The organism is Amycolatopsis sp. NPDC059021 (assembly GCF_042739895.1).
Taxonomy (GTDB): Bacteria; Actinomycetota; Actinomycetes; order Mycobacteriales; family Pseudonocardiaceae; genus Amycolatopsis.
The window spans coordinates 125,768-150,307 of record NZ_JBHYIQ010000008.1; the positions used below are offsets into that span (position 1 = coordinate 125,768).

Sequence of the window (24,540 nt, forward strand, 5' to 3'; positions counted from 1 at the left end):
TCTCGCTGTTGTTTCTTGTCCGCTCCGGCCGCCCCCCGGCCCCGCCCCCCCACGTCCTCGCGGCGCCCGCCCTGGCACACCCTCTCAGTGAGAGAACCTCACTGGGGTCAGCCCGGCAGCGTCCCGGCGAGTTCCCGGAGTGTTTCGGCGAGCTCGCGGGGCCCGGCGGGTCCGATGTGGATCACGGCGTCGTCGCCCTCGCCCGTGGTGTAGCTGAGGTAGCGGCCCCAGTCGGTGTCCGCGTAGTGCAGGGGCTGGTCGAGGCAGGTGTACCGCCCGACCTCGTCCCGTTGCCCCGCATACAGCTCACCGCTGCCCGCGACAGGCCGTTGCACCAGCTTCACGACGTCGGCGATCGCGGGCTCGAGCGGATACGCGTCCTCCCCTCGCCGGGCGGCCTCGTGCAGGTCGAAAACCCTTACGGAGCGCGGATTCCCGCCACCGGGGCCGAGTGGCGGGAGCTGCTCCACGAGGGACTCGGCCAGCCTGCGCCGGTCGATCTCCTGCACGCCGACCCATTCGCCGTCGGACACCGCGAGCACGGCCTGCAGTCCCCGCGTCGCCGCCAGCACGCCGTAGGTCCGCTCGCCGGTGCCGATCCAGCCGTAGAACTCCCGGGCGGGCTTCACCAGCAGCGGCAGCCAGTCGAGGAAGTCGACGAGCGTGCGGCCGTGCGTGTCGACCAGCCCCGCCTCGGCCAGCGCGGCGTCGATGCGCTTGTCGGCCTCCGCCCGCGCTTCGTCGGAGAGCCAGATCGGGTCCGGCCGCAACGTCAGGTGCAACCGGCCGATCTGCTCGCGTTCGGCCAGCGCCGCGAGCGCCTCGACCGGCACGTCCACCCGGCCCGTCGCCACCACTGCCTCCTACTCGCCGATGACCGGCGGACTCGTCTTCTGGTCGGTCCCGAACAGCGAGTCCGGATCCGGCTCGATCAGGAAATCGGGGCGCTGGTGCTCCTCGTCCTCCTCGCGCTCGCCGCGGCCGTGCGGCCCCATCGGACCCATCGGGCCGCTGCCCCGGCCACCGGCCGCCCTCGCCGCGGCGGCCTCCGAAGCCGCCGCGTTGCCAATGCCGCCGACACCCGAGCCCCGTCCCCCACCGAGCCCGCGCGCGTTCTCGCCGACGCCGCCGCGGCCGTCACCGCCGAGCAGACGGCTCCCCGCGTTGCCGCTACCGCGGCCGCCTCCCGTGCCGGGCTCCTCGACACCGCTGCCGAACCCGGTGGTGTTCGGGCCCTGCGTGGTGAGCAGCCCCGTCAGCGTCGATTCGGACCGCTCGCTGTCACCCACGGGCTTCCGTCCGGTGACGCCGGTCGGCGGCAGGACCCCGGTCCGGCCCGGCCGGGATCCCGTCGGCGTCGTCGTCTCGTCCCTGCCGCCGGGACGACCGGTGCCGCCCGTTCCCCCGGTGCCGCCCGTGCCACCGGTGTCCCCGGGCCGGTCCGTGCCGGACGGTGTGGTCGGCTTACCCCCGATCTGGTCCCCCGAGGTCTGCCCCGGCACGTGACTGCTCGACGTCGTCTGCTCGTTCCCGCCGCGCTTCGTTGTCCGCGACGTCTTGCCGGGCAACGGCTGGACGTGGCCGGGCGGCGTCGGCTCCTTCACCGAGATCGCGGCGCCGTCGGACTGCAGAAGGCCGTAGTCGGTCGGGAGCGCGGACTTCGTGCTCGACGTGACGTTGCTGTACTGGTCCATGACGCGGACGTTGTTCTCGTTGGCAGCGTTGTACTTCTGCATGCTCTTCTGGTACGAGGTGACGTCGTTCATCGCCATCGACGGTCCCGCGATCGGGATCGCCGCCTTCAGGCCGGTGGTCCAGGGATTCGGCTTGTCCGGCTTCGGCGGGACCTCCACCACCGCGTGCCCGGACGCGTCGAAACTGCTCGCCTGGGCCTCCACCGACGCGGTCGTCGTGTCCAGGGGGCCGGCGGTGTCGAAGAAGGCCTGTTCGAGCGGTCCCGCCCCCGCGTTCGCGGCGTCCGCGGCGTCACCGGTCCACGCCTTCCGCATCCGGCCCTGCAACGCCTTGATGCTCTCCGCGCGCTCCTTGTACGCCGCCTGAAGCTCGGCGACGCCCCGCGCGGCGTCTCTCAGCCCGACCGTGTTGCCCTTCGTGAAGTTCTCGTAGATCGCCTTGCCGTCCACGTCAGGCCCCCTTGAGTGTCTTGATGACCGCCGAAGCGGCCTGCTGTGCGACCCTGCACGAATCCTGCTCGCCCTTGTAGCCCTCTGCGCCGACCGAAAACACGAGATCGTCGGCGATCCCGACCACGAGACTGCAGTTCCCCTCGGCCCGGCGATCCTTCAGATCGGCGTACACCGCCGGGTAACCGTCGACATCAGGAGCCGGGATGACGAATCCCAGCTGCCCCATGCGTTTACCGGTGTATTGACCCGCGATCCCGCCGATGCCCTTGTCCCGGTTACCGGTTTCCAGGATGACCTGCAGCCCCAAGCCCTCCGCGCCGATCACCCACCCGCAACTCGGTCCCACTTCTCCCGCTGGCGAGTTGTCACGCGGCTGTACCTTGCCGGGATCCGTGTACCGCAACGCAGTCAACACGGACTGCGGGATGGTCTGGCATGGATCACTCTCGTACTTCGCCACACTGAGGGGTTGGGACACCTTCGGCACGTTCGGGTCCGCCGCGCGTGAAGACGAGGGCTTCCCACTGCCGCCGGGAGCGGGTGTCGCCGTACCTGGAGTCTGCGTCGAGCAGGCCGACGCCCCCAGACAGATCGACACCGCGGCCGCCCCCAGTACCGACCGGGTCACTGTGTTCCGCACGATCACGTCGCCTGGGTGAACGGGCCGCCCAGTGCCTGGTCGGTCTTGACGGTCTTGCCCTGTGCTTCCCTGAGCTTCTCGAGATACAGCTGAACGTACTTCTTCATCGAGTCGTTCTGGGCTTGCAAGGCGGACAGGGAATCATTTCCCGTGGACACATAGCTCCCACTCGCGGTGTCCTCGGCGGGTGGTCGCATGCTGCGGATGATGGTCTTGATCTTCTGGCCGTCTTCGGTGATCTTCTTGAGCTGGTCCTCCCAGAGACCGATGACGGCCTTGAGCTCGGCGGGGTCCATCTCGAACCTGCCGCCCTTGCCGGAACCGCCACCGCCGTACACCTTGCCGTTCTGCCCCGGCTCGATGCCCCAGACGGCCTGGGCGGCCCGCCCGGCCTCACCGATGATCAACGCCCCCACCTTCCTCACCACGTCACGCACCGTGCTGTCCGGCCACAATGGGCAAACACGATAGGCAAAGACTAGCCAAACGGCCGACATCGTGTCAGCAAGACACCGGACGAACACTCCGACGTGGGCGAGGTCGCGCGGGTTCCCCCGAACGCGTCCGAATGACAGGACAGGTGTCACAAGACGTACGTACGGATTGCGATATCCCCGTCCCGAGTGTCAGGATTTCAGGATGCCACGGGTAAGCCAGGATCACCTCGACGCAAGACGGCGCCAGATCCTCGACGGTTCCCGTGTGTGCTTCGCACGGTACGGGTACGAAGGTGCCACGGTCCGGCGCCTGGAGGAAGCCACCGGGCTCTCCCGCGGCGCCATCTTCCATCACTTCCGCGACAAGGAATCGCTCTTCCTCGCGCTGGCCGAGGACGACGCCGTGCGCATGGCCGACGTGGTCGCCGAGCAGGGCCTCGTGCAGGTCATGCGCGATCTGCTGGCCGGGGACACCGAACATCCGGCCGACTGGCTCGGCACCCGGCTGGAGGTTTCGCGGCGGCTGCGGACCGACCCGGAGTTCCGGGCCCGCTGGGCCGAGCGCTCCGAGCAGCTGACCACCGCGACCCGGCAGCGGCTCCAGCGGCAGCGCGACGCCGGCAATCTGCGGGACGACGTGGACGTCCAGGTGCTGACCGCCTTCCTCGAACTGGTGCTGGAGGGGCTGGTCTCCCACCTGGCGATGGGCCTGCCCGGCGACGACCTCGGCCCCGTGCTCGACCTGGTCGAGGAGACCGTGCGGCGGCACCGGACCGGGATCGCGGACCACTCCTCCTGACCTCACCCACCCGGCGTTCCTCCCCGCGAACGTGGTCAAATGGGGCCGTGGATCTCCTCGACGCGCACGAGCAGGCCCGGCGGGTGTTCGACGACGCCGTCCACGCCGTCGGCGAGCAGGACTGGGACAGGCCGACCCCGTGCACCGAGTGGTCGGTGCGCGATCTGGTCAACCACTTGGTGAACGAGCAGCTCTGGGCACCTCACCTGCTCGACGGCGCGACGCTCGACGAGGTCGGCGACCGGTTCGACGGTGACGTGCTCGGGGACGATCCGGTCGGCGCGTGGGAGTCCTCCTCGGCCGCCGCTCGCGAGGCGTGGACGCGGCCGGGGACACTGCGCCGCACGGTGCACGTCTCCAGCGGGCTGATCCCGGCCGAGGAGTACGGCTGGCAGATGACCATCGACCTCGCCGTGCACGGCTGGGACCTGGCCACCGCGCTCGGCCTGCCGAACCCGGTCCCGGCGCCGCTCGCGGAGCGGCTGCTCGACATCCTGCGCCCGATGGTCGACACCTGGCAGGGCATCGGGATCTTCGACCCGCCGGTCCCGGTCGGCCGCGCCGCGGGCGCGCCGACCCGGCTCATCGCGCTGCTCGGCCGCGATCCGCGCTGAGCGGAGACCGCCGCCACGCGGCACAAGCACCCGATCGGCGCCAAGGACACGTTAAGATGGGGGCATCGCCGCAGTACAACCCTCATTCATGGCTAGGAGTGACCACTCAAGGTGCGCGACGCACAGTCACCCGGTGACAGTACCGAGCCGGGTGACCGGCCCGGCTGTTCCATAGCGCTTTCCCCCGCCGTTCCGGCTGGTGCGGAATGATCCAGATCCTGCTCGCCGTCCTCGGCGTCATCCTCTTCGTCCTGCTGACCATCGGCACCGGTCTCGCCGTGGCCGCGGAGTTCTCGCTGACCGCGCTCGAACGCAGCACGGTCGAGGCGAACGTCCGCCAGGTCGGCGACAAGCGCTCGCACATCGTGCAGAAGGCGCACCGCTCGCTGTCCTTCCAGCTCTCCGGTGCCCAGGTCGCGATCACCCTGACCACCCTGGTCACCGGATATCTCGCCGAACCGCTCATCGGCCAGCTGCTGGAGCCGCTGTTCCGCGCCTTCGGCCTGTCCTCCGGCGTGGCGGGCGGCGTCTCGCTCGCCGTCTCGCTGGTCCTCGCGACCTCGCTGTCGATGATCCTCGGCGAAATGGTCCCGAAGAACCTCGCGATCGCGCGGCCGCTGCAGACCGCCCGCGCGGTCGCCGGCTACCACTCGCGGTTCTCGTCGCTGTTCCGCTGGCTCATCACGCTGCTCAACAACAGCGCCAACTTCGTCGTGCGCAAGTTCGGCGTCGAGCCGCAGGAAGAGCTGCGGTCCGCGCGCTCGCCGCAGGAGCTCGGCTCGATCGTGCGCTCCAGCGCCGAAAGCGGCACGCTCGACACGGCGACCGCGGAACTGCTCGGCAAGTCGCTCCGCTTCGGCGAGCGAACCGCCGAGGAGCTGATGACCCCGCGCGTGCAGGCGGAATCGCTGACCGTCGACGACACGATCAGCGACCTCATCGAGATCTCGCGGCGTACCGGATTCTCGCGTTTCCCGGTCTACACCGAGGATCTCGACGACGTGCAGGGCGCGGTCCACGTCAAGCAGGCGTTCACCGTGCCCGCCGCCGGACGCGGCGAGGTGCGGATCGGCGACGTGATGCAGGACGTGCCGACGGTGCCGGAATCCCTGTCCGGGGACGCGCTCCTGACGAAGCTCCGCGACTCCCGTTTCCAGCTCGCGATCGTCGTCGACGAGTACGGCGGCACCGCCGGGCTGGTCACGCTGGAGGACGTCGTCGAGGAGATCATCGGCGACGTCCGCGACGAACACGACGAGCGGGAGGCACCCGCCGCGCAGCAGCTGGACGCCGACAGCTGGATGGTGTCCGGGCAGCTGCGCGCGGACGAGGTCACCGACGTCACCGGGTTCCACATGCCCGATGGCGACTACGAGACGATCGCCGGCCTGATCCTCGAGCGGCTGGGCCGGATCCCGTCGCCCGGCGACACCGTCGAGGTCGACGGCTGGCGGCTCACCGTCACCACCATGGACCGCCACCGCATCGCCGAGGTCGAGGTGCGTCCCGTCGAAAACACCGCCCCCACCGGGACAGGGACCGAGCAGGAGGCGATGGCCCGATGAACGACTGGCTGAACATCGCTCTCGTCGTGGTTCTGTTGCTGGCCAACGCTTTCTTCGTCGGCGCCGAGTTCACCCTCATCTCGTCGCGGCGTGACCGGCTGGAAGCCCTGCTCGAACAGGGCAAGACGCGCGCGCAGACCGTGATCAACGCGAGCCGCAACGTCTCGCAGATGCTCGCGGGCGCGCAGCTGGGGATCACGATCTGCTCGCTGCTGCTCGGGCGGCTCGGGGAACCCGCCGTCGCGCACCGGCTGTCCGGCTTCTTCGACCTCATCGGGCTGCCGATGGCGCTGCTGCACCCGATCTCGTTCGCGATCGCGCTCGCCTTCATCACCGTGCTGCACGTGATGATCGGCGAGATGGTGCCGAAGAACCTCGCCATCGCCGAGCCCGAGCGGCTCGCGTTGTGGCTGGTGCCGGTGCACGTGGCGTGGGTCAAGATCGCCAATCCGTTCATCTGGCTGCTGAACCATGTCTCCAACGCCCTGCTGCGGCTGGTGCGGGTCGAGCCGAAGGACGAGCTCGAGACCGCCTACACCTCCGACGAACTGGCCGAGCTGCTGAGCGAGTCGCGGCGGGAGGGCCTGCTGGAGCAGTCCGAGCACCAGCGGCTCTCGCAGACGTTGTCCTCGGTGCAGAAGACCGTCGCCGACGTCCTGGTGCCGACCGCGCAGCTCACCACGCTGCCGTGTGCTCCTACCCTCGGGGACGTGGAACGCGCGGTGTCCTCGACCGGGTTCTCCCGGTTCCCCGTCTGCGCCGACGACGGCTCGCTCACGCGGTATCTCCACGTCAAGGACGTGCTGGACCTGCTCGGCGACGATCCGTCGAGCGAGGTGCCCCCGGCCAAGACGCGGCCGCTCACCGAACTGCGCGCCGACGCGCGGCTCGACGTCGCGCTCTCGGCGATGCGCGCGGAAGGCAGCCACCTCGCCCGTGCGCTCGACGCGAACGGCGCCGCCGTCGGCGTCGTCGCGCTGGAAGACCTCGTCGAGGAATACGTGGGGACCGTCCGCGACGGCACCCACGTGGGCGTATGACGCTCGTGCTCCCCGAGGCCGACTGGCTGGCGCGGGAGCGTGACCACGTCGAGCGCATGCGGGCCTGGACCGTCCCGCACCAGGAACGCCGGGCCCGCGGCGAGAAGCACCCGGTGCTGGACTTCCTGTTCAGCTACTACTCCTATCGCCCGGCCCATCTCGAACGCTGGCAGCCGGGCCCCGGTGTCGTGCTCGCCGGGGACGCGGCGCGGCGCTTCCTCGACCGCAAGGGCTACGTCGAGACGGCCGACGGCGTGTGCCTCGACCCGTCCGGCTTCACCGAGTCCAAGGCGCGGACGGCGGAGTTCGTCCGGCGGCTGCTCACCGCCACCGCGTCCCGGGCACCCCGGCTCAGCTGTTTCGGGCTGCACGAGTGGGCGATGGTCTACCGCGAGCCCGCCGACCGGGTCCGGCACGCCCAGCTGCCGTTGCGGCTCGGCTCGCCGGGGACGGACGCGGTCGTCGAATCACTCGACATCCGGTGCGGGCACTTCGACGCGTTCCGCTTCTTCACCGGGCCCGCGCGCCCCCGCAACCAGCTCACGCCGACCCGCGAGACCCAGGTCGAACTCGAACAGCCCGGCTGTCTGCACGCCAACATGGATCTCTTCAAATGGGGCTACAAACTGGACCCGTTCGTCGGCGCGGAACTGATCGCCGACTGTTTCCTGCTGGCCGCCGACATCCGGGAACTGGACATGCGCGCGAGCCCGTACGACCTTTCCGGGTTCGGGTACGCGCCGGTGCGGATCGAGACCGCCGAAGGACGGGCCGAATACGCCCGTGCGCAGGCGGAATTCGCCCGCCGGGCGGCCCCGCTGCGTACCCGGCTGATCGCGCACTGCGAGGAATTACTCACTTCGTCAAGGTGAATTTAGTACGGGCGAACCAACTGTGAGTCACATTATTCCCGCCTCACAGCTCACCTGTTAGAGTGATAACGATTTGGTTGCGTAGCAGCGCGTGTGCGCGCGTTTCGAAAGGACAACGATGGGGCGTCACAGCCTGCCCGAGGAGCCGGTGCCGCATCCCCTGGACCCACCGAAGCGGGCCGCGGGCCGCAGTGAGACCACCGGTTCGCATCGCATCGTCGGCAAGAAGGCTCCGCGCCGCCGCATCGCGAAGTGGCCGATCGCGGCCGTCGTACTGGCCGCGCTCGTCGCGCTGGGCGTGTTCGGCTGGAACTGGGCCGACGGTCTCCTCAACAGCAGGGCCGAGGCCGAGGCGGCCAGCTGCGCGGGCGGGACCTCCGACCTCCGCGTCCTCGTCACCCCCAGCGCCGCGCAGCCGGTGACCCAGGCCGCGGCGAAGTGGAACCAGGCGGCCACCGTCGTGCACGGCCGCTGCATCCACGTCACCGTCGAATCGATGCCGTCCGCGCAGGTGCTCGACGCGCTGACCGGCCGCACCAACGTCGACGCGATCGGCGGCCTGCCCGCCGCGTGGCTGCCCGAGTCCGGCTACTGGGTCAGCGAGCTGACCACGGCCAAGCCCGAGCTCATCAGCTCGCCCGCGCAGTCCGTCGCCACCGCGCGCTCCGCCGACTACCCGTTCATCTGCCTGGGCGGCAAGGCCGCCGACGACATCCAGCAGCGCGCCGCGCAGACGTTCCGGGAGTACCTCAAGCAGCCCGCGCAGCAGGCCGACTTCGCGGCGGCGGGGATCAAGGCCGCCTGACGTCGCCCAGCGCCGAGGTCAGGTCGAAGGTGTCCGGGTCCGGCCCGGTCCGGGTGCCGTTGTCCAGCTCCCCCAGCACGGCCAGGTCGTCCTCGGCCAGCTCGAAGTCGAACACGTCCAGGTTCTCCCGGATCCGCGCCGGGGTCGCCGACTTCGGGATCACCACCGTGCCCTGCTGCAGATGCCACCGCAGCACGATCTGGGCCGGGCTCTTGCCGTACTTCGCGGCGAGCGCGGTGACCGCCTCGTCCCCGAGCAGCCGCCCCTTCGCGAGCGGGCTCCACGCCTCGGTGAGGATGCCGTGCTCGGCGTGGAACTCCCGCAGCGCGACCTGCTGGAGCCAGGGATGCAGCTCGATCTGGTTGACCGAGGGCACGACACCGGTCGCGTCGATCAGCTCGCGCAGATGCGGGACCTGGAAGTTCGACACGCCGATCGCGCGGACCCGGCCGTCGTCGCGCAGCTTCACCAGTGCCCGCCAGGTGTCCACGGCGGTGCCGCGTTTCGGCAGCGGCCAGTGGATGAGGTAGAGGTCGAGCCGGTCCAGCCCGAGCGCGGCCATGCTGCGGTCGAACGCGCGCAGGGCGGCGTCGTAGCCGTGGTCGGCGTTCCACAGCTTCGTCGTGACGAACAGTTCCTCGCGCGGGACACCACAGCCGGCGATGGCGGCGCCGACCTCGGACTCGTTGCCGTAGGCCGCGGCGGTGTCGATGGCGCGGTAGCCGGCGTCGATGGCGGTGCGGACCACCTTCGTGGCGTCCGAGGCGGGCACCCGCCAGACACCGAAACCGAGCTGCGGGATGCGGACGTCGTCGGTCAGGGCGAGCAGGGGCGACAGGGCCATGAAGGGGTGATCCTCACTGCGTCATCGGCTGCTGCGGGGAGTTCCGCACCCGATCATCGCACTTCGGCGGCCGCCCAGTCGCGCAGATACGCCGCGGTGTCGGGATTCGCCGGAAAGAACGACTCGATGACGAGTTCCGCGACGGTCACGTCGAGTGGCGTGCCGAACGTGGCGACCGTGCTGAAGAAAGCCAGCTCGGTGCCCCGGTGGCAGAACCGCAGCGGGACGAAGATGTCGCCGGGGCCGGGCACCTCCACCTCGGGCACCGGCTGGTCGCACGGATAGCCGCGCAGTTCCTCCAGCAGTGCGGCGAGCGCCGGATCGGCGGTCTGCGTGACCTGGCCCCGCAACCGGCTGAGCAGGTGGGCCCGCCATTCCCCCAGGTTGAGCACGTGCGGCGCCATCCCGTCCGGGTGCAGCGTCGCGCGCAGCACGTTGGCGGGCGGCACCAGCAGTTCGGGTGCCACCTGCTCGGTGAAGATCCCGAGGCTCGCGTTCGCGTCGACGAGGTTCCAGGCGCGGTCCACGACCGCGGCCGGATAGGGCTCGTGCCCCTTCAACAGCAGCCGGACCGCCTCGCGGACCGCCGCCATCTCGGGGTCGCCGAGCTCGCTCTCGCCGTACGCCGGCGCGTACCCGGCCGCCAGCAGCAGCTGGTTGCGCTCGCGCAGCGGGACGTCGAGATGCTCGCCGAGGCGCAGCACCATGTCGCGGCTGGGACGGGACCGGCCGGTCTCCACGAAGCTCAGATGGCGGGTCGAAATGTCCGCCGAGATCGCCAGGTCGAGCTGGCTGATCCGGCGGCGGTCCCGCCATTGCCGCAGTAGCTCGCCCACCTTCACGGGAGTAGTCACGACGCCGACGCTACGGGGCCCGCCGCGGCGCCGCCATTACCTCCCGGGTAATCGACGCGCCGCACCCGCACCGGGCAGGCTTTGCGTCATCGAGGACGACGAAAGCGTTGTCCGGTAACGAAAAGAGGGATCCCATGTCGGACGTCCAGCACATCGTCGAGCAGTACATCGCCGTGTGGAACGAGACCGACCCGGCCCGCAGGCGCGCGCTGATCGCGGACGTCTTCACCGAGGACGCCCGGTACACCGACCCGCTGGCCGCTGTGGAGGGGCACGACGGCATCGACGGCTTCATCGGCGGGGCGCAGGCGCAGTTCGCCGGGCTGGTGTTCAGCCTGCCCGCCGAGGCCGACGCGCACCACGACCTCGCCCGGTTCCAGTGGTACCTCGGCGCACCCGGCGCCGAGGAGCCGGTGGTCATCGGCTTCGACGTCGTCGAGCTGGCGGACGGCCGGATCGCGAAGGTGCACGGCTTCCTGGACAAGCAGCCCGGCTGACGAACTCGCGTCAGTCCGCGAAGGCGTCTGGGGGTGGGCAGGAGCAGACGAGGTTGCGGTCACCGGTGGCGCCGTCGATGCGGCGCACCGGGGGCCACGCCTTCGCCGGCGAAGGACCTGCCGGGAAGACGGCGAGTTCGCGCGAGTAGGGGCGGGTCCACTCGCCGGTGATACAGCGGGCGGTGTGCGGGGCGTTGCGGAGCGGGCTGTCCTCCAGGGGCCACTCCCCCGCCGCCACCCGGTCGATCTCGCCGCGGATCGCGATCATCGCGGCGCAGAACCGGTCGAGTTCGCCGAGGTCCTCGCTCTCGGTGGGCTCGACCATCAGCGTGCCCGCGACCGGGAACGACATCGTCGGCGCGTGCAGGCCGTAGTCGGCCAGCCGCTTCGCGACGTCGTCCACCGTGACACCGGTGCGTTTCGTGATCCCGCGCAGGTCGAGGATGCACTCGTGGGCGACGAGCCCGTCGTGTCCCGCGTAGAGCACCGGGTAGTGCTCGCCGAGACGGCGGGCAACATAGTTCGCGTTCGCCACCGCGGTCAGCGTGGCGCGGCGCAGGCCTTCGTCGCCCATCATCCGCACGTAGGCCCACGAGATCGGCAGGATCGACGCGCTGCCCCACGGTGCCGCGCTGATCGGGCCGACGCCGGTGGCCGGACCGGCGGCGGGCTGCAGCGGATGGTTCGGCAGGAACGACGCGAGGTGCTCCCGGACGCCGATCGGGCCGACACCGGGCCCGCCACCGCCGTGCGGGATGCAGAAGGTCTTGTGCAGGTTGAGATGCGAGACGTCGGCGCCGAACCGGCCGAACTGCGCCAGCCCGATGAGCGCGTTGAGGTTCGCCCCGTCGACGTACACCTGGCCGCCCGCGTCGTGCACCAGACCGCAGACCTCGCCGACGGTGTCCTCGTAGACGCCGTGGGTGGACGGGTAGGTGAGCATGATCGCCGCGAGGTCGGCGGCGTGTTCGTCCACAGTGGACTTCAGATGCGCGAGGTCGATGTTGCCGCCCTCGTCGCACCGCACCACGACGACGCGCATCCCGGCCATCACCGCGCTGGCGGCGTTGGTGCCGTGGGCACTGGCCGGGATCAGGCAGACGTCGCGAGCGTCCTCGCCACGGGAACGATGGTAGGCACGAATCGCCAGCAGGCCGGCGAACTCGCCCTGGCTTCCGGCGTTCGGTTGCAGCGAAACCTTGTCATAGCCGGTGATCCGCGCCAGCCAACCCTCCAGATCGGACACCACAGAGAGCAGACCCGCGGCGTCCTCGGCGGGCGCGAACGGGTGCAGCCCGGCGAATTCGGGCCAGCTGACGGGTTCCATCTCCGCGGCGGCGTTGAGCTTCATCGTGCAGGAGCCGAGCGGGATCATGCTCCGGTCCAGCGCCAGGTCCTTGTCCGCCAGCGAACGCAGGTACCGCAGCAGCGCGGTTTCCGAGCGATGCGTGTGGAACACCGGATGGGTCAGGTACTCCCCCGTCCGCCGCAGCGGCACGGGCAGCGCGTCGGCGGTGTCCGCGTCCAGCGAGTCCACATCGGACACAGTGACCCCGAAAGCCTTCCACACCAACGAAAGCCGTTCGCGCGTCGTGGTCTCGTCGCAGGCGACGCCGACGTGGTCCGCGTCCACGAGCCGGAGGTTCACCCCGAGGTCGCGCGCGGCCGCCACGATCGCCGCCGCCTGGCCCGGCACGACCGCGGTCACCGTGTCGAAGAACTCGCCGTGGCGCATCTCGATGCCGCCCTCGGCGAGCCCGGCGGCGAACACCGTGGCCATGCGATGGGCGCGATGCGCGATGGCCCGCAATCCTTCCGGACCGTGGTACACCGCGTACATCGCGGCCATCACGGCGAGCAGCACCTGCGCGGTGCAGATGTTGGACGTCGCCTTCTCGCGGCGGATGTGCTGCTCACGGGTCTGCAGCGCGAGCCGATACGCCCGCGCGCCGTCGGCGTCGACCGAGACGCCGACGAGCCTGCCCGGGACCTGCCGTTCGAGTCCCTTGCGGACAGCAAGGTACGCGGCGTGCGGCCCGCCGAAGCCCATCGGGACGCCGAACCGCTGCGCCGAACCGATCGCGACGTCCGCGCCGAGTTCGCCCGGCGAGCGCAGGAGGGTGAGCGCGAGCGGGTCGGCGGCCACCACGACGGCGGCGCCGAGCGCCTTCGCCTCGGCGATCACCGGGTCCAGCTCGCGCACCGCGCCGGACGCGCCGGGGTAGCTCAACAGAATGCCGAAGAAGTCACCGCCGAGGCCGAGCCCGGTGATGCCCTGGGACAGATCGGTGACGACCAGTTCGATGCCGAGCGGCTCCGCGCGGGTACGCAGCACCTCGATGGTCTGCGGCAGGGTGTCCTCGTCGACGACGAACCGCGCGGACTTCGAGCGGGTGGCGCGACGGACCAGGGTCATCGCCTCGGCCGCGGCGGTCGCCTCGTCGAGCATCGACGCGTTCGCGATCGGCAGACCGGTGAGATCCGCGGTCATCGTCTGGAAGTTGAGCAGCGCTTCCAGGCGGCCTTGGGAAATCTCCGGCTGGTACGGCGTGTAAGCCGTGTACCAGGCGGGATTCTCGAAGAGGTTCCGGCGGATCACCGGCGGGGTGATCGTGTCGTGGTACCCGAGGCCGATCATCTGGACCATCGGCCGGTTGCGCGCGGCGAGCGCCCGCAGTTCCGCCAGCGCCTGGGCTTCCGTGGCAGCAGGTGGCAGTTCCGGGGCCTGGGCCGAGGCCCGCAGCGAACCGGGGACCGCGCGCTCGGCCAGCTCCTCGAGCGAAGCGACGCCGACGACATCGAGTATGCGGGACAGTTCGTCCGGCCCGGGACCGATGTGCCTGTCAGCGAAGGGAATTCCCTGCTCCAGCTCGGCGAGAGACGGTTCCACGCCTGCCTCCTCCGAAGGGCGGTGCCTGCCCAACCCGACTCTAGAACAGAAGGGGACCACGGTGGGGGTCCGGGGGCGAAGCCCGCCGGGCGGGGTGGGGGGGGTGGCCCCCCCCACAAACAACCCGCCGGGGGGGGCGAGGCCCATCCCCCACCACAGCGCCCCCCACCCCCCCGGCACCCCCCCCCCCCGAACCCCCCCGGGTGCGGGGCGGGGGGGGGGGGGGGGGGGGCCCCGCCCGGGGGGGGGGGGGGGGGGGGTCCCCCCCCCACAAGACACTCCGGAGGGGTTCGGCGAGCGCATTCCGCGAGCAGAGCTCACCCAACCCCGAAGGACCCCTCCCCACTCTGTCCGTACCCGCAGGGCGCCTGAGAGTTTCACCCGTGTGTTGAGCCGGGTTTGCACCTTCGGCGGAGCCGCCAGGCTGTGTCCTGGCGACCCACTTTCCAGAGGCGTCTCGTCCGCGCGGTCCAGGGTGCCTGAGAGGTTCCGGGGAGGACTTGCTCCTTCGGCGCCGGGCTCAAGGTTGTTGATGACCCGGTCTCTCCCGCGCGGATTCGTCGACCGCGGGACAGAGCCTACCCTGACCCGCTCGAGCGCCGGTGGTCACCCGGTGCGACGGGCGTTGCGGCGCTGAGTCAGCTCGTCGGGCACCATCGACTCGACCTCGCCGCCGTCGGCGCGCTCGGCCGGGAACTCGTGGATCGTGCCGCTGATCTCCTGCATGGCTCCGCTGACCGCGATGCCGAACACACCCTGACCGCCCTGGAGCAGATCGACGATCTCCTCCGGCGACGTGCACTCGTAGACCGTGGTGCCGTCCGAGAACAACGTCACCTTGGCCAGATCACGCACCCCGCGTACCCGCAGGTGATCGACCGCGACGCGGATGTTCTGCAGCGAGACCCCGGTGTCCAGTAAGCGCTTCACGACCTTGAGGACCAGGATGTCCTTGAACGAGTACAGCCGCTGCGATCCCGAACCATGCGCGGTGCGGATGCTCGGCGCGACCAGTTTCGTCCTGGCCCAGTAGTCGAGCTGCCGGTAGGTGATCCCGGCGATCTGACAGGCGGCGGGGCCCCGGTAGCCGACCAGTTCGTCCGGGAGCGAGGCGTCGGGGAACAGTTCACCCTGCTCGCCGCCGGCGACCTGAACAGGCTGCTTCTCAGGACCAGCCTCGACCACGCGTGCCTCCCCTCGCCCGACCTGGTGGCCGGCGAACGACAAGCCGGTCGGACCCAGGAGTGGGACCGGCCGGGATGAATCGCCACGCTCGTGCCCCCGCGTTCACACGACCGCGTTCACATACCGGCGTCGAATCACACCGTGGCGATTTACCGCCTTCGACGGTAAGCGCATGCAAGGTACCGGTCAACGCGACGCGCGGCTGACCTCAAGTTCGTCTTGAGGCTTTAGTCCGTTCGCCGTACGACGCCGACGTCGAGCGGGTCGGCTGGACAGATTTACTCGTGCGTGTTATTTTTTACTCATGCAAGTAAACACTGACACGCAGGCGGAGCTCGGCCTCTCCGTGACCGAGGCCGCCCGCCGGGCCCAGATCATCGGCGCGACCATCGCGACAATGGCCCAGGTCGGCTATCGGAAGACGACGTTCGCCCGGATCAAGGAACGCGCCGGGCTGAGCAGCACCCGGATCATCTCCTACCACTTCACCAGCAAGGCCGGGCTGATGCAGGCGGTGCTGAGCACGGTGATCGAGACGAAGAGCCGCTTCCTCGCGGAGCGGACCGAAGGCCGGATCGACGCCGCGGACCGGCGGGGGAACCTGCGGGCGCACATCGAGACGTCGGTGGCGTTTCTCCGTGACTATCCGGAGTGTGTGCGGGTGCTCACGGAGATGACCGCGAACGCGGAGGACGAGGACGGCTGGGGCATGGCCGGGCCCGTGCTGAACGACCTGCGGGTGGGGAGTGTGTACCGGCAGCTGAAGCAGGGACAGGCGGAAGGCGCTTTCGGTGACTTCGCGCCCGACGTGATGGCGATGTCCATCGCCCAGGCCATCGACGGCGTGGCGGCTCAGCTGAAGGCGGACCCGTCGCTCGACATCGACCGCTACGGCCGCGAAGTGGCCGACCTGTTCGAGAAGGCCACCGCTCCGGCCGCGAGGTGAACGATCCGGAAAGCGCCCCCACCACGACGACGGGCCGCGCTTCCGCTCATCGGCATCGATGGGCGGAGGTCGCGGCCCGCGGTGGCGTGGCGGCGCGGATCAGGTGTCGGCGCCGCGGAAATCCTCGGGGGAGACGGAGTCGAGGAACTCGCGGAACTTCTCGACCTCGTCCTCCTGTTCGTCCGGGATGATCAGGCCGGCTTCCTCGAGGACGGCGTCGACGGCGTGGATGGGGACACCGATCCGCAGTGCGAGCGCGACGGAGTCGCTCGGGCGGGCGGAGACCCTGATATCGCCGTCGAAGACGAGCTCGGCGAAGAACGTCCCTTCCTTGAGGTCGGTGATGACGACCTGTTCGAGCTCCCGGCCGAGCGCTCCGATGACCTCTTTGAGCAGGTCGTGGGTGAGCGGGCGGGCGGGGCGGACTCCTTGTTGCTCCAAGGCGATGGCGGTTGCCTCGACCGAGCCGATCCAGATCGGCAGGTACCGTTCGCCTTCGGTCTCCCGCAGCAACAAGATCGGCTGATTCGCGGGTAGCTCCACCCGCACGCCGACGACGCGCATCTCGCTCATCGGGCTTCGCCTCCTCTCGTGCGCACGGGCCGCAACGCTGTCCCGGCGTCGGCGCCGACATCCTCGACGCTACCCGTGATCCGAGCGCTGTGCTCGCTAGTGGCGGACTTTCTCGGTTCGCGCGCGGCAAACCCTGCTCTCACGGTACGGCATAGGGTGGCCAACATTCAGTCATTGACATCCGGCGTCGCAAGGGTTCTCAGTGCGCGAGCGCGCTTCGCCCGGTGTCAACCACCCGTGACACCCCGGATTCCCGCTTTCACGAGCAGCGTGTGCAGGGTCACCGAGAGTGCCGCGAGCTCGCGGACCACCTCGTCGGCCCTCGCTTTCGCGTCGGCGTCACGGTGGCGATACACCGGGGTCACGATCTGTTCCAACAGGCCGACCTCGCGGTCGGCCGAGGCGCGGAAGGCACGCAGATGTCTCGGCTCGATACCGAATTCGGTCATCGCCCGGACCGTGCGCGCGATCTGGACCGCGTCGGGGTCGTAGAACCCGGCGGGGCCGGGCCGCACCAGACCGTATTGCCGCAGTTCGGCGAGGGTGGCCTCGTCGATGGCGGCCTGTTCCAGCAGCTCTTCCTGCGTGAGCCGGACGTCCCTGCCGGACGCGAAGTCGTCCGGTGCGGGCAGCCCGCCGGGATCGGCGGGGTCGTCGAGCGGGACCAGCTTGCGCGGCAACCGGGGCGTGCCCGGTGCGGGCTCGGCGCCCCGGTCGGCCGCGTCCAGCTGTTCCTTGATGACCTTCAGCGGAAGGTAGTGATCCCGCTGGGCGGACAGCACGAACTTCAGGCGCTCCACGTCCGCCGCGGCGAACTGCCGGTACCCCGACGGCGTCCGGCCCGGCTGGACCAGGCCTTCCGCCTCGAGGAACCGGATCTTGGAGATCGTGACGTCGGGGAAGTCATCGCGCAGCTGCGCCAGTACCGCCCCGATGCTCAACCCGTCGCGCTGTGCCGAAGAACGTCCGGGCCGCCCGGCCGCCGTCACTATGCCCCCTGGCCACCGTGCCCCGGTCCGGTCAGGAAGACCAGGCGGAACTTCCCGATCTGCACCTCGTCGCCCCCGGCCAGCACCGCCTGGTCGACCGGTTCGCGGTTGACGTAGGTGCCGTTGAGGCTGCCCACGTCGATGACGACGAACTCGCCGCCCTCACGCCGGAATTCGGCGTGCCTGCGGGAGACGGTGACGTCGTCGAGGAAGATGTCGCTGTCCGGGTGCCGTCCGGCGCTGGTGGTGTCCCGGTCGAGCAGGAACCGCGACCCCGCGTTGGGGCCCCGCTTCACGACCAGCAGTGCCGAACCCGGCGGCAGGGCGTCGACGCCCTGTACCGGTGCTTCGGCGGCCGGCGCGGACTCTTGGCCTTCCACGTCGGCCAGGAAGTCGGCCCGGAAGACAGAGGTCCGCTCCGGAGACTGCTCCGGGGGAACGCCGGGCCCGTCGTTCGTGCTCACCTGAGCTCTCTCCTCACGCATGATGTTGCCAGTACTCAAGAACGTGTAGCGCTCAACGTACCGTGTCTGATCGATTCTCCGGCCCCGGGCTCCCCTCTACCGGCGGTGGGGCGCCGCGGCCTGCGCGAACCCTTCGCGCGGAAGGGGTTTCAGCCCTGGATCAGCGCCTGGTACGCCTCGGCTTCGAGGAGCGCTTCCAGCCCGGCCGGGTCGTCCAGCCGGATCTCGATCAGCCAGCCCTCGCCGTAGGGATCGCTGTTGATCAGCTCGGGCGACTGCGACACGGCCTCGTTGACCGCGACGACCTCGCCGTCGACCGGCGCGAACAGTTCCGAAACGCTCTTGGTGGACTCCACCTCGCCGAAGGCGTCCCCGGCGCCGAGCTGCTTGCCCACCTCGGGCAGGTCGACGAACACGACGTCACCCAGCTGCTCCTGCGCGTACTCGGTGATGCCCACCCGCACCAGCGCGCCCTCGCGCGTGGCGACCCACTCGTGTTCCTCGGTGTAGCGCAGCTCTTCCGGAGTGGACAACGCCGCTCCCCTTTCTGGTCCAGCACGGGCGATCTCGTCGCGCACAAGTGTTCCACCAGCCCCGCGGCGGCGCCCGCCACTCCCCCCGAACGGCCTCCCCCTCAGCCCGCCGGGGCATCGCGCAGGGCGCGCGCGGCCTGGATGACGTACAGCACGCCGGACCAGACGTAGAGGACACCACCCCAGACGGTGAAGGCGTACCCGATCGGCCGAGCGATCGCGGCGATGTCCGAACCGCCCTGGGTGAGCAACAGGAACGGGAACGCGTACATCAGCACGAACGTGGCGCCCTTGCCGATGTAGGTGACCTCCGGCGGTGCGAACCCGCGGCGGCGCAGCAGCAGCACGCAGACGCCGAGGACGGCCTCGCGCAGGACGAGCGGCACGACCACCCACCACGGGATGATCTCGCGCAGGAGGAACGCGATGAGCGTGGCGAGGATGTAGAGCCGGTCGGCCGCCGGGTCGAGCAGCTGGCCCAGCCGGGACATCTGGTTGAGCCAGCGGGCCAGCTTGCCGTCGAGCCAGTCGGTGAGCGCGCTGAACACGAGCACCGCGAGTGCCCAGCCGTCCTCCTTCGGGCCCAGCAGCAGCCAGAGGAAGACGGGGACACCGGCCAGCCGCAGCAGCGACAGCAGGTTCGGGACGTTCAGTGCCTGTCGCAGCAGCGACGGCTCCGCGCTCTGATCCGGGGCGGTACTCACGGGCTGAATCTAATGTGTGCGCGGCGTACTGCCCATCGAGGGTGGTGGCGGGTGGTGAATCGAGTCAGCACGCGCGGCGCGGGCTCCAGCCCCGCCGCTCGAGTTCGGCGCTGCTGAGCGCCTCCGGCCTGCCGCGTTCGTCGGTGCCCATCCAGCGGGCCCTGCCGGGCCGGATCTCGAGGACGTAGGGGCGTCCGCCGCACCACACGACGCTCGAGGGAATGGTCGGCAGGGGGTCGCCGGAAGGGCTTTCTGATGCACCGGCCGGGCCGGATGCTGCTTCGCTGGTCATCGGTCTCACGATTCGGGGACGGGATACACGGGGACGGAAAGCGCCGGGACGCTCTGGTAGATCTTCGGCAGCGAAGCGGTGGATGTTAACCGCCACACCGGGAATTCCACCGATCGATGCGCGATGACAGTCCCTTGTGTCGCTGCGTGAACGGGATGTTAATTGTCCACAATGGACAGTCGAAACGCGGGGCCGGTGAACCCGCGCGGACGTGCGTCGCCGGCCTCCGGCGAACTTGCCGGAGCGTCAATCCCGGCGCGGCGCCCCCCGGTGGGTCAGAATGAGCCCCGACCGCCGGACGAAAGGAGCGCGGTGCCTCATCCGACCTCCCCGCGAGCGTGGCGGGCGCTGCTGGCGGCCTGCCTTGCCGTTCCCGCGCTCACCGCCTGCTCGGGCGATCCGGCGCCGCCACCCGCTCCGTCCGCGCCCGGCACTCCGCCGAGCGTGCCCACGTCGGCCGCCACCCACGCGCCACCGCCGCTGCCGGACACCGGCACGACCGCACCACCGCCGCCACCCGCGGCCAAACCGGGCACGGCCACCCCGGCGGCGGCGCCCGCGGCGGGCTTCTGCGGCACCGTCACGGCGGCCAGCGGGCTGACCCTCGACGTCGTCGACGGCAAGACCGCCGGGATTCCCTGCGCCGAGGCGACGAAGCTGGTCACCGAGTTCCACCGGAAGATCGCCGGCAGGCAGGGCGCCGGCTCCAACGACGCGGTGAACGAGACCGTCGACGGCTGGCTGTGCGTGTCCGGCGCGCCCGCCGCGCAGGGCGGCACCACCTGCAGCAAGGGCGAGCAGACCGTGTTCGCCTCCGTCGTCCCGTCCGAATAACCGAAGAACCGCACGAGAAGGGCCCATGCGCGCACTTCCCCCCACGCTGTTCCTGGCCACCGTCGCAGTGCTCGCCGGATGCGGCTCGGGAGCGCCACCGGCGGCTCCCCCGTCCGCCCCGGCCCAGCAGGCCGCCGCAGCCGCACCGGTGCCCGCCGGCGTCACCTGTGGCGACGTCCGGGACTCCGGCGGGAAGACCGCGAAGGTGGTCGCGCACGGGAAGGCCGACTGCGCGCAGGCGGTGAAACTGTTCGCCGACTACTTCGCCAAGCTGCCCCCGGAAGCGGCGCGCTCCGCGACCGGCACCGGCCCGCTCGCGCTCGGCGAGTGGACCTGCGGCAGCGGGCCCGGCGAGCCGGTGACGACCTGCTCGACCGAGGACGACCGCCAGGTCAGCGCCACCACGGCGGGCTGACCTGACCGTCCACTATGGACATCGGCTACTCGCCGGTGAACTCCGGCGGGCGGCGGGCGAGGAAGGCCTGCACGGCCTCGGCGAGGTCCTTGCTCGGCAGGAACGCCGCGTTCCACGCCGAGACGTACCGGAGCCCGTCGGCCACCTGCCGCTCGGTGTTGGTGCTGAGCACGTCCTTGACGCCCTGGACGACCAGCGGCGGGTTCACGGCGATCTCCCCGGCGAGCTTGCGCGCCTCGGCGAGCAGGGTGTCCTGGTCGGGGTGGACGTCGTTGACGAGGCCGATCTTCTCCGCGCGCGCCGCGTCGATGTCCTTGCCGGTCAGCGCCAGCTCGCGCAGGTGCCCCTCGCCGATGATCGAGGCCAGCCGCTGGAGGCTGCCGAGGTCGGCGACGATCGCGACCTTGACCTCGCGCACGCTGAACTTCGCGTCGGCGCTGGCCAGCCGGACGTCGGCGGCGGCGATGACGTCGACCCCGCCGCCGATGCACCAGCCGGAGACGGCGGCGACGACCGGTTTGCGGCATTCGGCGATCGAGCTCACCGCGTCCTGCAGCTGCCGGACCTCGTCGAGGAAGGCGGTGCGCGGCCCGGCGAGCGCGTCGCCCTGCAGCATCGGGGCCCAGCCGGGCATCATCGCGGGCAGGTCGAGGCCGTAGGAGAAGTGCGCCCCGCTCCCGGTGAGCACGATCGCCCTGACCCGTGGGTCGGCGTCGAGCGCGCGGAAGACCAGGGGCAGCTCGCGCCAGAAGTCCGGGCCCATCGCGTTGCCCTTGGACGGGCCGAGCAGGGTCACCTCGGCGACGTGGCCGTCGATCTCGACCTTCAGCGCGACGAGGTCGGACAGGCTGTCAGCGGTAGCGGTCATGAGGTCATCTTCGCTCATGCCCGCCGGACCCCGCCAACCCGGATTGACAGAGTGCCAATTCCGGCCCGGGATGCTTTCCTTGGGTAGACGTGTCCCCCACGAGCGGAAGGACGGTGGCCCGTGAGCGCGACCGCGATCGACGACCTCGCGTCCGCGCCGGAGGCCGCCCCCGCGCGGCGCTCTTCGCGGCCGATCGAGCTGTCCGGCTCGTTCCACCACGACGGCCACCGGCTGTGGTACACCGAGTTCGGCGCGGGCGACCGCGTCGTGGTGCTCACCCACGGCATCATGCTGACGCGCCGCATGCACGCCCCGCTGGCCCGGCGGCTGGCGCGCGAAGGCTTCCGGGTGGTCACCCTCGATCTGCTGGGGCACGGCGATTCCGACCGGCCGACCGAGTCGTGGCGCTACTCGATGACGGCGTTCGCCGAGCAGACCGTCGCGCTGCTGGACCATCTCGACGTGGAGCGGGCGGTGATCGGCGGGACGTCCCTCGGCGCGAACGTGGCGCTCGAGGTGGCCGTCGCCGCGCCCGAGCGGGTCCGCGGCCTGCTCGTCGAAATGCCCGTACTGGACAACGCGATCGTGGCCGGACTGGTCACGTTCGCCCCACTGCTGCTGGCCGCGCGGTTCCTGCCGGTGACCGTGCGCGGCGTGGCGCTCGCGGCCGGGCTGGTGCCGCACGGCAACCAGTGGGTCGACGTCGTCACCGACACGTTGTCGCAGCGGCCGGAGCCGATGGCCGCGCTGCTGCACGGCGTGCTGTTCGGGCGCATCGCGCCGCCGAAGTCGGTGCGGCGGCGGATCACCGCCACCGCGCTGGTGATCGGGCACGAGCGCGACCCGATTCACCCGTTCGGCGACGCCGACACGCTCGCGGCGGACATGCCAGGGGCCGAATTCCTCCAGGCGCGCAGCCCGGTCGAACTGCGCTTCGACCCCACCCGGCTGACCACCGCGATCCGCGAATTCGCCGCGCGCTGCTACGAGGACTGACCCGGCTGGGGCAACCCGGCGACCGGACCGATCACGATCACCGCGGGCGGCCGCACGCCCGCTGCCGCGGCGTCCGCCACCACTGTGTCCAAAGTGGACCTCAGGACCCGCTGGGTGCGCATGGTGCCGTCCTCGACGATCGCGACCGGCGTCTCGGCGGGCCGTCCGCCTTCGAGCAATGCCTTGGCGAACAAGGGAAGCCGCTCGACTCCCATCATCAGCACGATCGTGCCGCGCATCCGCGCCAGCAGCGACCAGTCGACCAGCGAGGTGTCGTGCCCGGGGGCGACGTGCCCCGACACCACCACGACCTCGTGCGCCACGCCGCGGTGCGTCACCGGCACGTCGGCCACCGCGGGGACGGCGAACGCGCTGGTGATCCCGGGGACCATCGTCACCGGGACCCCGGCTTCAGCGCAGGCGAGCACCTCCTCGAAGCCGCGGCCGAAGACGTACGGGTCACCACCCTTGAGCCGCACGACGAACTTGCCCGCCTTGGCCCGGTCGATCAGGGTGCTGTTGATCACGTCCTGGCTCGCGGCGCGGCCGTACGGGATCTTCGCGGCGTCGACGATCTCCACCTCGGGGGCGAGTTCGTCGAGCAGTTCCCGCGGGCCGAGCCGGTCGACGACCACGACGTCCGCGCGGGACAGCAGCCGCCGCCCGCGCACGGTGATGAGGTCCGGGTCGCCGGGCCCGCCGCCGACGAGGGCGACGCCGGGCAGCGTGTCGTCCGGCTGGGGGCCGCGGCCGTCCTCGACCGTGCCCGCATGTAGCGCGTCGAGGATGCTGTCGCGCACCGCCGCCGAGCGCAGGGGCTCGCCACCGGACAGCACACCGACCAGCAGCCCGCCGTGCCGCCCGGAAGCCGGGGTGACGGCGCTGCCGAGGTCACCGTCGTCGGCGCGTACGCAGAACACCCGCTCGCGCTCGGCTTCCGCGCATACCGCGGCGTTGGTTTCCGGATCGTTGGTGCACGCCAGCGCGTACCAGGCGCCGGCGAGGTCGCCCTCGGTGTAGCGCCGCTGGTGCCACACGATCTCGCCGGCGTCGGCCATCGCGCTCACCGAAGGGGTGGTGTGCGGGGAAATCAGCTCGACGCGGGCGCCGGCGCGGATCAGCCGGGGCAGCCGGCGCTGCGCGACCGTGCCACCACCGATCACCACGACGCGGCGGCCGGTGAGCTGGAGGCCGGAGAGATAGTGCGGGTCGTCCATGCGCGGAGAGTCTATTGACCTGCCCCGTTCGCGCTAGCCGAGCGTGCTTTCCCTCACTCCCGGCTTTCGAGCAGGCCCTCGTTCCCGAACATCCGGGCCGTGTCGATCGCCGACGGCTGCCCCGCCGCCGGATCCGCGCCACCCTCCAGCAGCGCCCTTACCACGTCCGGCTCGTTCTTGAACACCGCGCCGGCGAGGGGAGTCTGGCCGCGGTCGTTGGCACGATTGGGATCCGCGCCGCGCTCGAGCAGTGCCGCGACCGTGTCGGCGTGGCCGTGGTAGGCGGCGAGCATGACGAGCGTGTCGCCGCGGTCGTTGGTGAGATTCGCGGAGATCCCCGCGTCCACATAGGCCGCCAGCTCGGCGGTCTGCCCGGCGCGGGCGAAGCCGAACACCTTGGCCCACAGCTGGAGCAGTTCAGGGTCGATTTCCTCCGGATTCTCGCTCATGTCGCCAGTTTCCCACAGGGTGCTGAAGGGGACTTTCGTCGCGTGGGATGCGAGGAAAGTCCCCTTCAGCT

The 24,540-nt window shown here is 70.6% G+C and carries 28 protein-coding genes and 1 riboswitch; of the genes, 11 read left to right on the plus strand and 17 right to left on the minus strand.

Annotated elements, in window-relative coordinates:
* Nucleotides 1-107: 107 nt before the first annotated feature.
* Genes ACFWX1_RS07085 through ACFWX1_RS07100 form a run of 4 tightly spaced genes read right to left on the minus strand, consistent with a single transcriptional unit; the run spans nt 108 to nt 3,215 of the window.
* Nucleotides 108-839, minus strand: coding sequence for an ESX secretion-associated protein EspG (locus ACFWX1_RS07085; protein ID WP_378384805.1), 732 nt, complete (start codon nt 837-839; stop codon nt 108-110).
* A gap of 24 nt (nt 840-863) precedes the next feature.
* Complete coding sequence (locus tag ACFWX1_RS07090) at nt 864-2,144, minus strand: hypothetical protein (protein WP_378384685.1); 1,281 nt, start codon at nt 2,142-2,144, stop codon at nt 864-866.
* Between the two features lies 1 nt (nt 2,145).
* On the minus strand, nt 2,146-2,793 hold the full coding sequence (locus tag ACFWX1_RS07095; protein ID WP_378384687.1) for a DUF3558 domain-containing protein: 648 nt from the start codon (nt 2,791-2,793) through the stop codon (nt 2,146-2,148).
* Nucleotides 2,790-3,215, minus strand: coding sequence for a hypothetical protein (locus ACFWX1_RS07100; protein WP_378384689.1), 426 nt, complete (start codon nt 3,213-3,215; stop codon nt 2,790-2,792). The genes ACFWX1_RS07095 and ACFWX1_RS07100 overlap by 4 nt, the downstream gene beginning before the upstream one ends.
* 211 nt (nt 3,216-3,426) lie before the next feature.
* Between ACFWX1_RS07100 and ACFWX1_RS07105 the strand changes: the two genes are divergently transcribed.
* From ACFWX1_RS07105 to ACFWX1_RS07130, 6 genes are all read left to right on the plus strand, one after another.
* Nucleotides 3,427-4,023, plus strand: coding sequence for a TetR/AcrR family transcriptional regulator (locus ACFWX1_RS07105; RefSeq protein WP_378322699.1), 597 nt, complete (start codon nt 3,427-3,429; stop codon nt 4,021-4,023).
* Between the two features lie 47 nt (nt 4,024-4,070).
* Complete coding sequence (locus ACFWX1_RS07110) at nt 4,071-4,637, plus strand: TIGR03086 family metal-binding protein (RefSeq protein WP_378384691.1); 567 nt, start codon at nt 4,071-4,073, stop codon at nt 4,635-4,637.
* A 206-nt stretch (nt 4,638-4,843) separates the two neighbouring features.
* On the plus strand, nt 4,844-6,202 hold the full coding sequence (locus ACFWX1_RS07115; RefSeq protein WP_378384693.1) for a hemolysin family protein: 1,359 nt from the start codon (nt 4,844-4,846) through the stop codon (nt 6,200-6,202).
* Nucleotides 6,199-7,242, plus strand: coding sequence for a hemolysin family protein (locus tag ACFWX1_RS07120; protein ID WP_378384695.1), 1,044 nt, complete (start codon nt 6,199-6,201; stop codon nt 7,240-7,242). Before ACFWX1_RS07115 ends, ACFWX1_RS07120 begins: the two co-directional genes overlap by 4 nt.
* Nucleotides 7,239-8,114, plus strand: a complete 876-nt coding sequence (locus ACFWX1_RS07125) for a 3-methyladenine DNA glycosylase (protein ID WP_378384697.1) — start codon at nt 7,239-7,241, stop codon at nt 8,112-8,114. The genes ACFWX1_RS07120 and ACFWX1_RS07125 overlap by 4 nt, the downstream gene beginning before the upstream one ends.
* Before the next feature lie 118 nt (nt 8,115-8,232).
* On the plus strand, nt 8,233-8,919 hold the full coding sequence (locus ACFWX1_RS07130; protein ID WP_378384699.1) for a hypothetical protein: 687 nt from the start codon (nt 8,233-8,235) through the stop codon (nt 8,917-8,919).
* Here ACFWX1_RS07130 and ACFWX1_RS07135 read toward each other — a convergent pair.
* Together ACFWX1_RS07135 and ACFWX1_RS07140 are read right to left on the minus strand one after the other, a co-directional pair.
* Complete coding sequence (locus ACFWX1_RS07135) at nt 8,906-9,763, minus strand: aldo/keto reductase (protein WP_378384701.1); 858 nt, start codon at nt 9,761-9,763, stop codon at nt 8,906-8,908. The genes ACFWX1_RS07130 and ACFWX1_RS07135 overlap by 14 nt on opposite strands.
* Nucleotides 9,764-9,816: 53 nt before the next feature.
* Nucleotides 9,817-10,617, minus strand: coding sequence for a helix-turn-helix domain-containing protein (locus ACFWX1_RS07140; RefSeq protein WP_378384703.1), 801 nt, complete (start codon nt 10,615-10,617; stop codon nt 9,817-9,819).
* 134 nt (nt 10,618-10,751) lie between these two features.
* Between ACFWX1_RS07140 and ACFWX1_RS07145 the strand changes: the two genes are divergently transcribed.
* Nucleotides 10,752-11,114 carry a nuclear transport factor 2 family protein gene (locus ACFWX1_RS07145; RefSeq protein ID WP_378384705.1) on the plus strand — a complete coding sequence of 121 codons (363 nt, stop codon included), beginning with the start codon at nt 10,752-10,754 and terminating at the stop codon, nt 11,112-11,114.
* A gap of 10 nt (nt 11,115-11,124) precedes the next feature.
* Here ACFWX1_RS07145 and gcvP read toward each other — a convergent pair whose 3' ends face one another.
* Together gcvP and ACFWX1_RS07155 are read right to left on the minus strand one after the other, a co-directional pair.
* A complete protein-coding gene (gcvP, locus tag ACFWX1_RS07150; protein ID WP_378384707.1) occupies nt 11,125-14,004 on the minus strand; it encodes an aminomethyl-transferring glycine dehydrogenase in 2,880 nt (959 codons plus the stop codon).
* Between the two features lie 456 nt (nt 14,005-14,460).
* Nucleotides 14,461-14,564, minus strand: a riboswitch (glycine riboswitch).
* Nucleotides 14,565-14,610: 46 nt separating this feature from the next.
* Nucleotides 14,611-15,189 (minus strand): MerR family transcriptional regulator, encoded by a 579-nt coding sequence (locus ACFWX1_RS07155; protein WP_378322687.1) that lies wholly within the window; start codon nt 15,187-15,189, stop codon nt 14,611-14,613.
* Between the two features lie 304 nt (nt 15,190-15,493).
* Between ACFWX1_RS07155 and ACFWX1_RS07160 the strand changes: the two genes are divergently transcribed.
* Nucleotides 15,494-16,135 carry a TetR/AcrR family transcriptional regulator gene (locus ACFWX1_RS07160; protein ID WP_378384709.1) on the plus strand — a complete coding sequence of 214 codons (642 nt, stop codon included), beginning with the start codon at nt 15,494-15,496 and terminating at the stop codon, nt 16,133-16,135.
* A 99-nt stretch (nt 16,136-16,234) separates the two neighbouring features.
* On the opposite strand, the gene ACFWX1_RS07165 is transcribed toward ACFWX1_RS07160, so the two are convergent.
* The 6 genes from ACFWX1_RS07165 to ACFWX1_RS07190 all read right to left on the minus strand — a co-directional run bounded on the left by ACFWX1_RS07165 (nt 16,235) and on the right by ACFWX1_RS07190 (nt 19,690).
* Entirely contained in the window at nt 16,235-16,708 is a 474-nt protein-coding gene (locus ACFWX1_RS07165) for a bifunctional nuclease family protein (protein WP_009078856.1), read from the minus strand.
* Between the two features lie 227 nt (nt 16,709-16,935).
* On the minus strand, nt 16,936-17,697 hold the full coding sequence (locus tag ACFWX1_RS07170) for a MerR family transcriptional regulator (RefSeq protein ID WP_378384711.1): 762 nt from the start codon (nt 17,695-17,697) through the stop codon (nt 16,936-16,938).
* Complete coding sequence (garA, locus tag ACFWX1_RS07175) at nt 17,697-18,161, minus strand: glycogen accumulation regulator GarA (RefSeq protein WP_378384713.1); 465 nt, start codon at nt 18,159-18,161, stop codon at nt 17,697-17,699. The genes ACFWX1_RS07170 and garA overlap by 1 nt, the downstream gene beginning before the upstream one ends.
* A 149-nt stretch (nt 18,162-18,310) precedes the next feature.
* Complete coding sequence (gene gcvH / locus ACFWX1_RS07180) at nt 18,311-18,694, minus strand: glycine cleavage system protein GcvH (RefSeq protein ID WP_378384715.1); 384 nt, start codon at nt 18,692-18,694, stop codon at nt 18,311-18,313.
* Between the two features lie 101 nt (nt 18,695-18,795).
* Nucleotides 18,796-19,398 carry a CDP-alcohol phosphatidyltransferase family protein gene (locus tag ACFWX1_RS07185; RefSeq protein ID WP_378384717.1) on the minus strand — a complete coding sequence of 201 codons (603 nt, stop codon included), beginning with the start codon at nt 19,396-19,398 and terminating at the stop codon, nt 18,796-18,798.
* Between the two features lie 64 nt (nt 19,399-19,462).
* A complete protein-coding gene (locus ACFWX1_RS07190; RefSeq protein WP_378322682.1) occupies nt 19,463-19,690 on the minus strand; it encodes a hypothetical protein in 228 nt (75 codons plus the stop codon).
* A 312-nt stretch (nt 19,691-20,002) separates the two neighbouring features.
* On the opposite strand from ACFWX1_RS07190, the gene ACFWX1_RS07195 reads away from it, so the two are divergent.
* Both ACFWX1_RS07195 and ACFWX1_RS07200 read left to right on the plus strand, forming a co-directional pair.
* On the plus strand, nt 20,003-20,524 hold the full coding sequence (locus ACFWX1_RS07195) for a hypothetical protein (RefSeq protein ID WP_378384719.1): 522 nt from the start codon (nt 20,003-20,005) through the stop codon (nt 20,522-20,524).
* Between the two features lie 25 nt (nt 20,525-20,549).
* Nucleotides 20,550-20,939 (plus strand): hypothetical protein, encoded by a 390-nt coding sequence (locus ACFWX1_RS07200; RefSeq protein WP_378384721.1) that lies wholly within the window; start codon nt 20,550-20,552, stop codon nt 20,937-20,939.
* 25 nt (nt 20,940-20,964) lie between these two features.
* Here the strand turns inward: ACFWX1_RS07200 and ACFWX1_RS07205 are convergent, their stop codons facing one another.
* Nucleotides 20,965-21,807, minus strand: coding sequence for a crotonase/enoyl-CoA hydratase family protein (locus ACFWX1_RS07205; RefSeq protein WP_378384723.1), 843 nt, complete (start codon nt 21,805-21,807; stop codon nt 20,965-20,967).
* A 120-nt stretch (nt 21,808-21,927) separates the two neighbouring features.
* Between ACFWX1_RS07205 and ACFWX1_RS07210 the strand changes: the two genes are divergently transcribed.
* Entirely contained in the window at nt 21,928-22,803 is an 876-nt protein-coding gene (locus ACFWX1_RS07210; RefSeq protein WP_378384725.1) for an alpha/beta fold hydrolase, read from the plus strand.
* Here ACFWX1_RS07210 and cobA read toward each other — a convergent pair.
* Both cobA and ACFWX1_RS07220 read right to left on the minus strand, forming a co-directional pair.
* Entirely contained in the window at nt 22,791-24,020 is a 1,230-nt protein-coding gene (cobA, locus tag ACFWX1_RS07215; RefSeq protein WP_378384727.1) for a uroporphyrinogen-III C-methyltransferase, read from the minus strand. The genes ACFWX1_RS07210 and cobA overlap by 13 nt on opposite strands.
* A 53-nt stretch (nt 24,021-24,073) precedes the next feature.
* Nucleotides 24,074-24,469 (minus strand): ankyrin repeat domain-containing protein, encoded by a 396-nt coding sequence (locus ACFWX1_RS07220; RefSeq protein ID WP_378384729.1) that lies wholly within the window; start codon nt 24,467-24,469, stop codon nt 24,074-24,076.
* Nucleotides 24,470-24,540 lie beyond the last annotated feature (71 nt).

Coding starts and splice junctions, on each gene's coding strand:
- cobA (WP_378384727.1), bottom strand. CDS start 24,020: ATGGACGACCCGCACTATCTCTCCGGCCTCCAGCTCACCGGCCGCCGC.
- ACFWX1_RS07125 (WP_378384697.1), top strand. CDS start 7,239: ATGACGCTCGTGCTCCCCGAGGCCGACTGGCTGGCGCGGGAGCGTGAC.
- ACFWX1_RS07190 (WP_378322682.1), bottom strand. CDS start 19,690: ATGACCAGCGAAGCAGCATCCGGCCCGGCCGGTGCATCAGAAAGCCCT.
- ACFWX1_RS07135 (WP_378384701.1), bottom strand. CDS start 9,763: ATGGCCCTGTCGCCCCTGCTCGCCCTGACCGACGACGTCCGCATCCCG.
- ACFWX1_RS07120 (WP_378384695.1), top strand. CDS start 6,199: ATGAACGACTGGCTGAACATCGCTCTCGTCGTGGTTCTGTTGCTGGCC.
- ACFWX1_RS07115 (WP_378384693.1), top strand. CDS start 4,844: ATGATCCAGATCCTGCTCGCCGTCCTCGGCGTCATCCTCTTCGTCCTG.
- ACFWX1_RS07165 (WP_009078856.1), bottom strand. CDS start 16,708: ATGAGCGAGATGCGCGTCGTCGGCGTGCGGGTGGAGCTACCCGCGAAT.
- ACFWX1_RS07160 (WP_378384709.1), top strand. CDS start 15,494: ATGCAAGTAAACACTGACACGCAGGCGGAGCTCGGCCTCTCCGTGACC.
- ACFWX1_RS07220 (WP_378384729.1), bottom strand. CDS start 24,469: ATGAGCGAGAATCCGGAGGAAATCGACCCTGAACTGCTCCAGCTGTGG.
- ACFWX1_RS07130 (WP_378384699.1), top strand. CDS start 8,233: ATGGGGCGTCACAGCCTGCCCGAGGAGCCGGTGCCGCATCCCCTGGAC.
- ACFWX1_RS07145 (WP_378384705.1), top strand. CDS start 10,752: ATGTCGGACGTCCAGCACATCGTCGAGCAGTACATCGCCGTGTGGAAC.
- ACFWX1_RS07205 (WP_378384723.1), bottom strand. CDS start 21,807: ATGACCGCTACCGCTGACAGCCTGTCCGACCTCGTCGCGCTGAAGGTC.
- ACFWX1_RS07105 (WP_378322699.1), top strand. CDS start 3,427: ATGCCACGGGTAAGCCAGGATCACCTCGACGCAAGACGGCGCCAGATC.
- ACFWX1_RS07200 (WP_378384721.1), top strand. CDS start 20,550: ATGCGCGCACTTCCCCCCACGCTGTTCCTGGCCACCGTCGCAGTGCTC.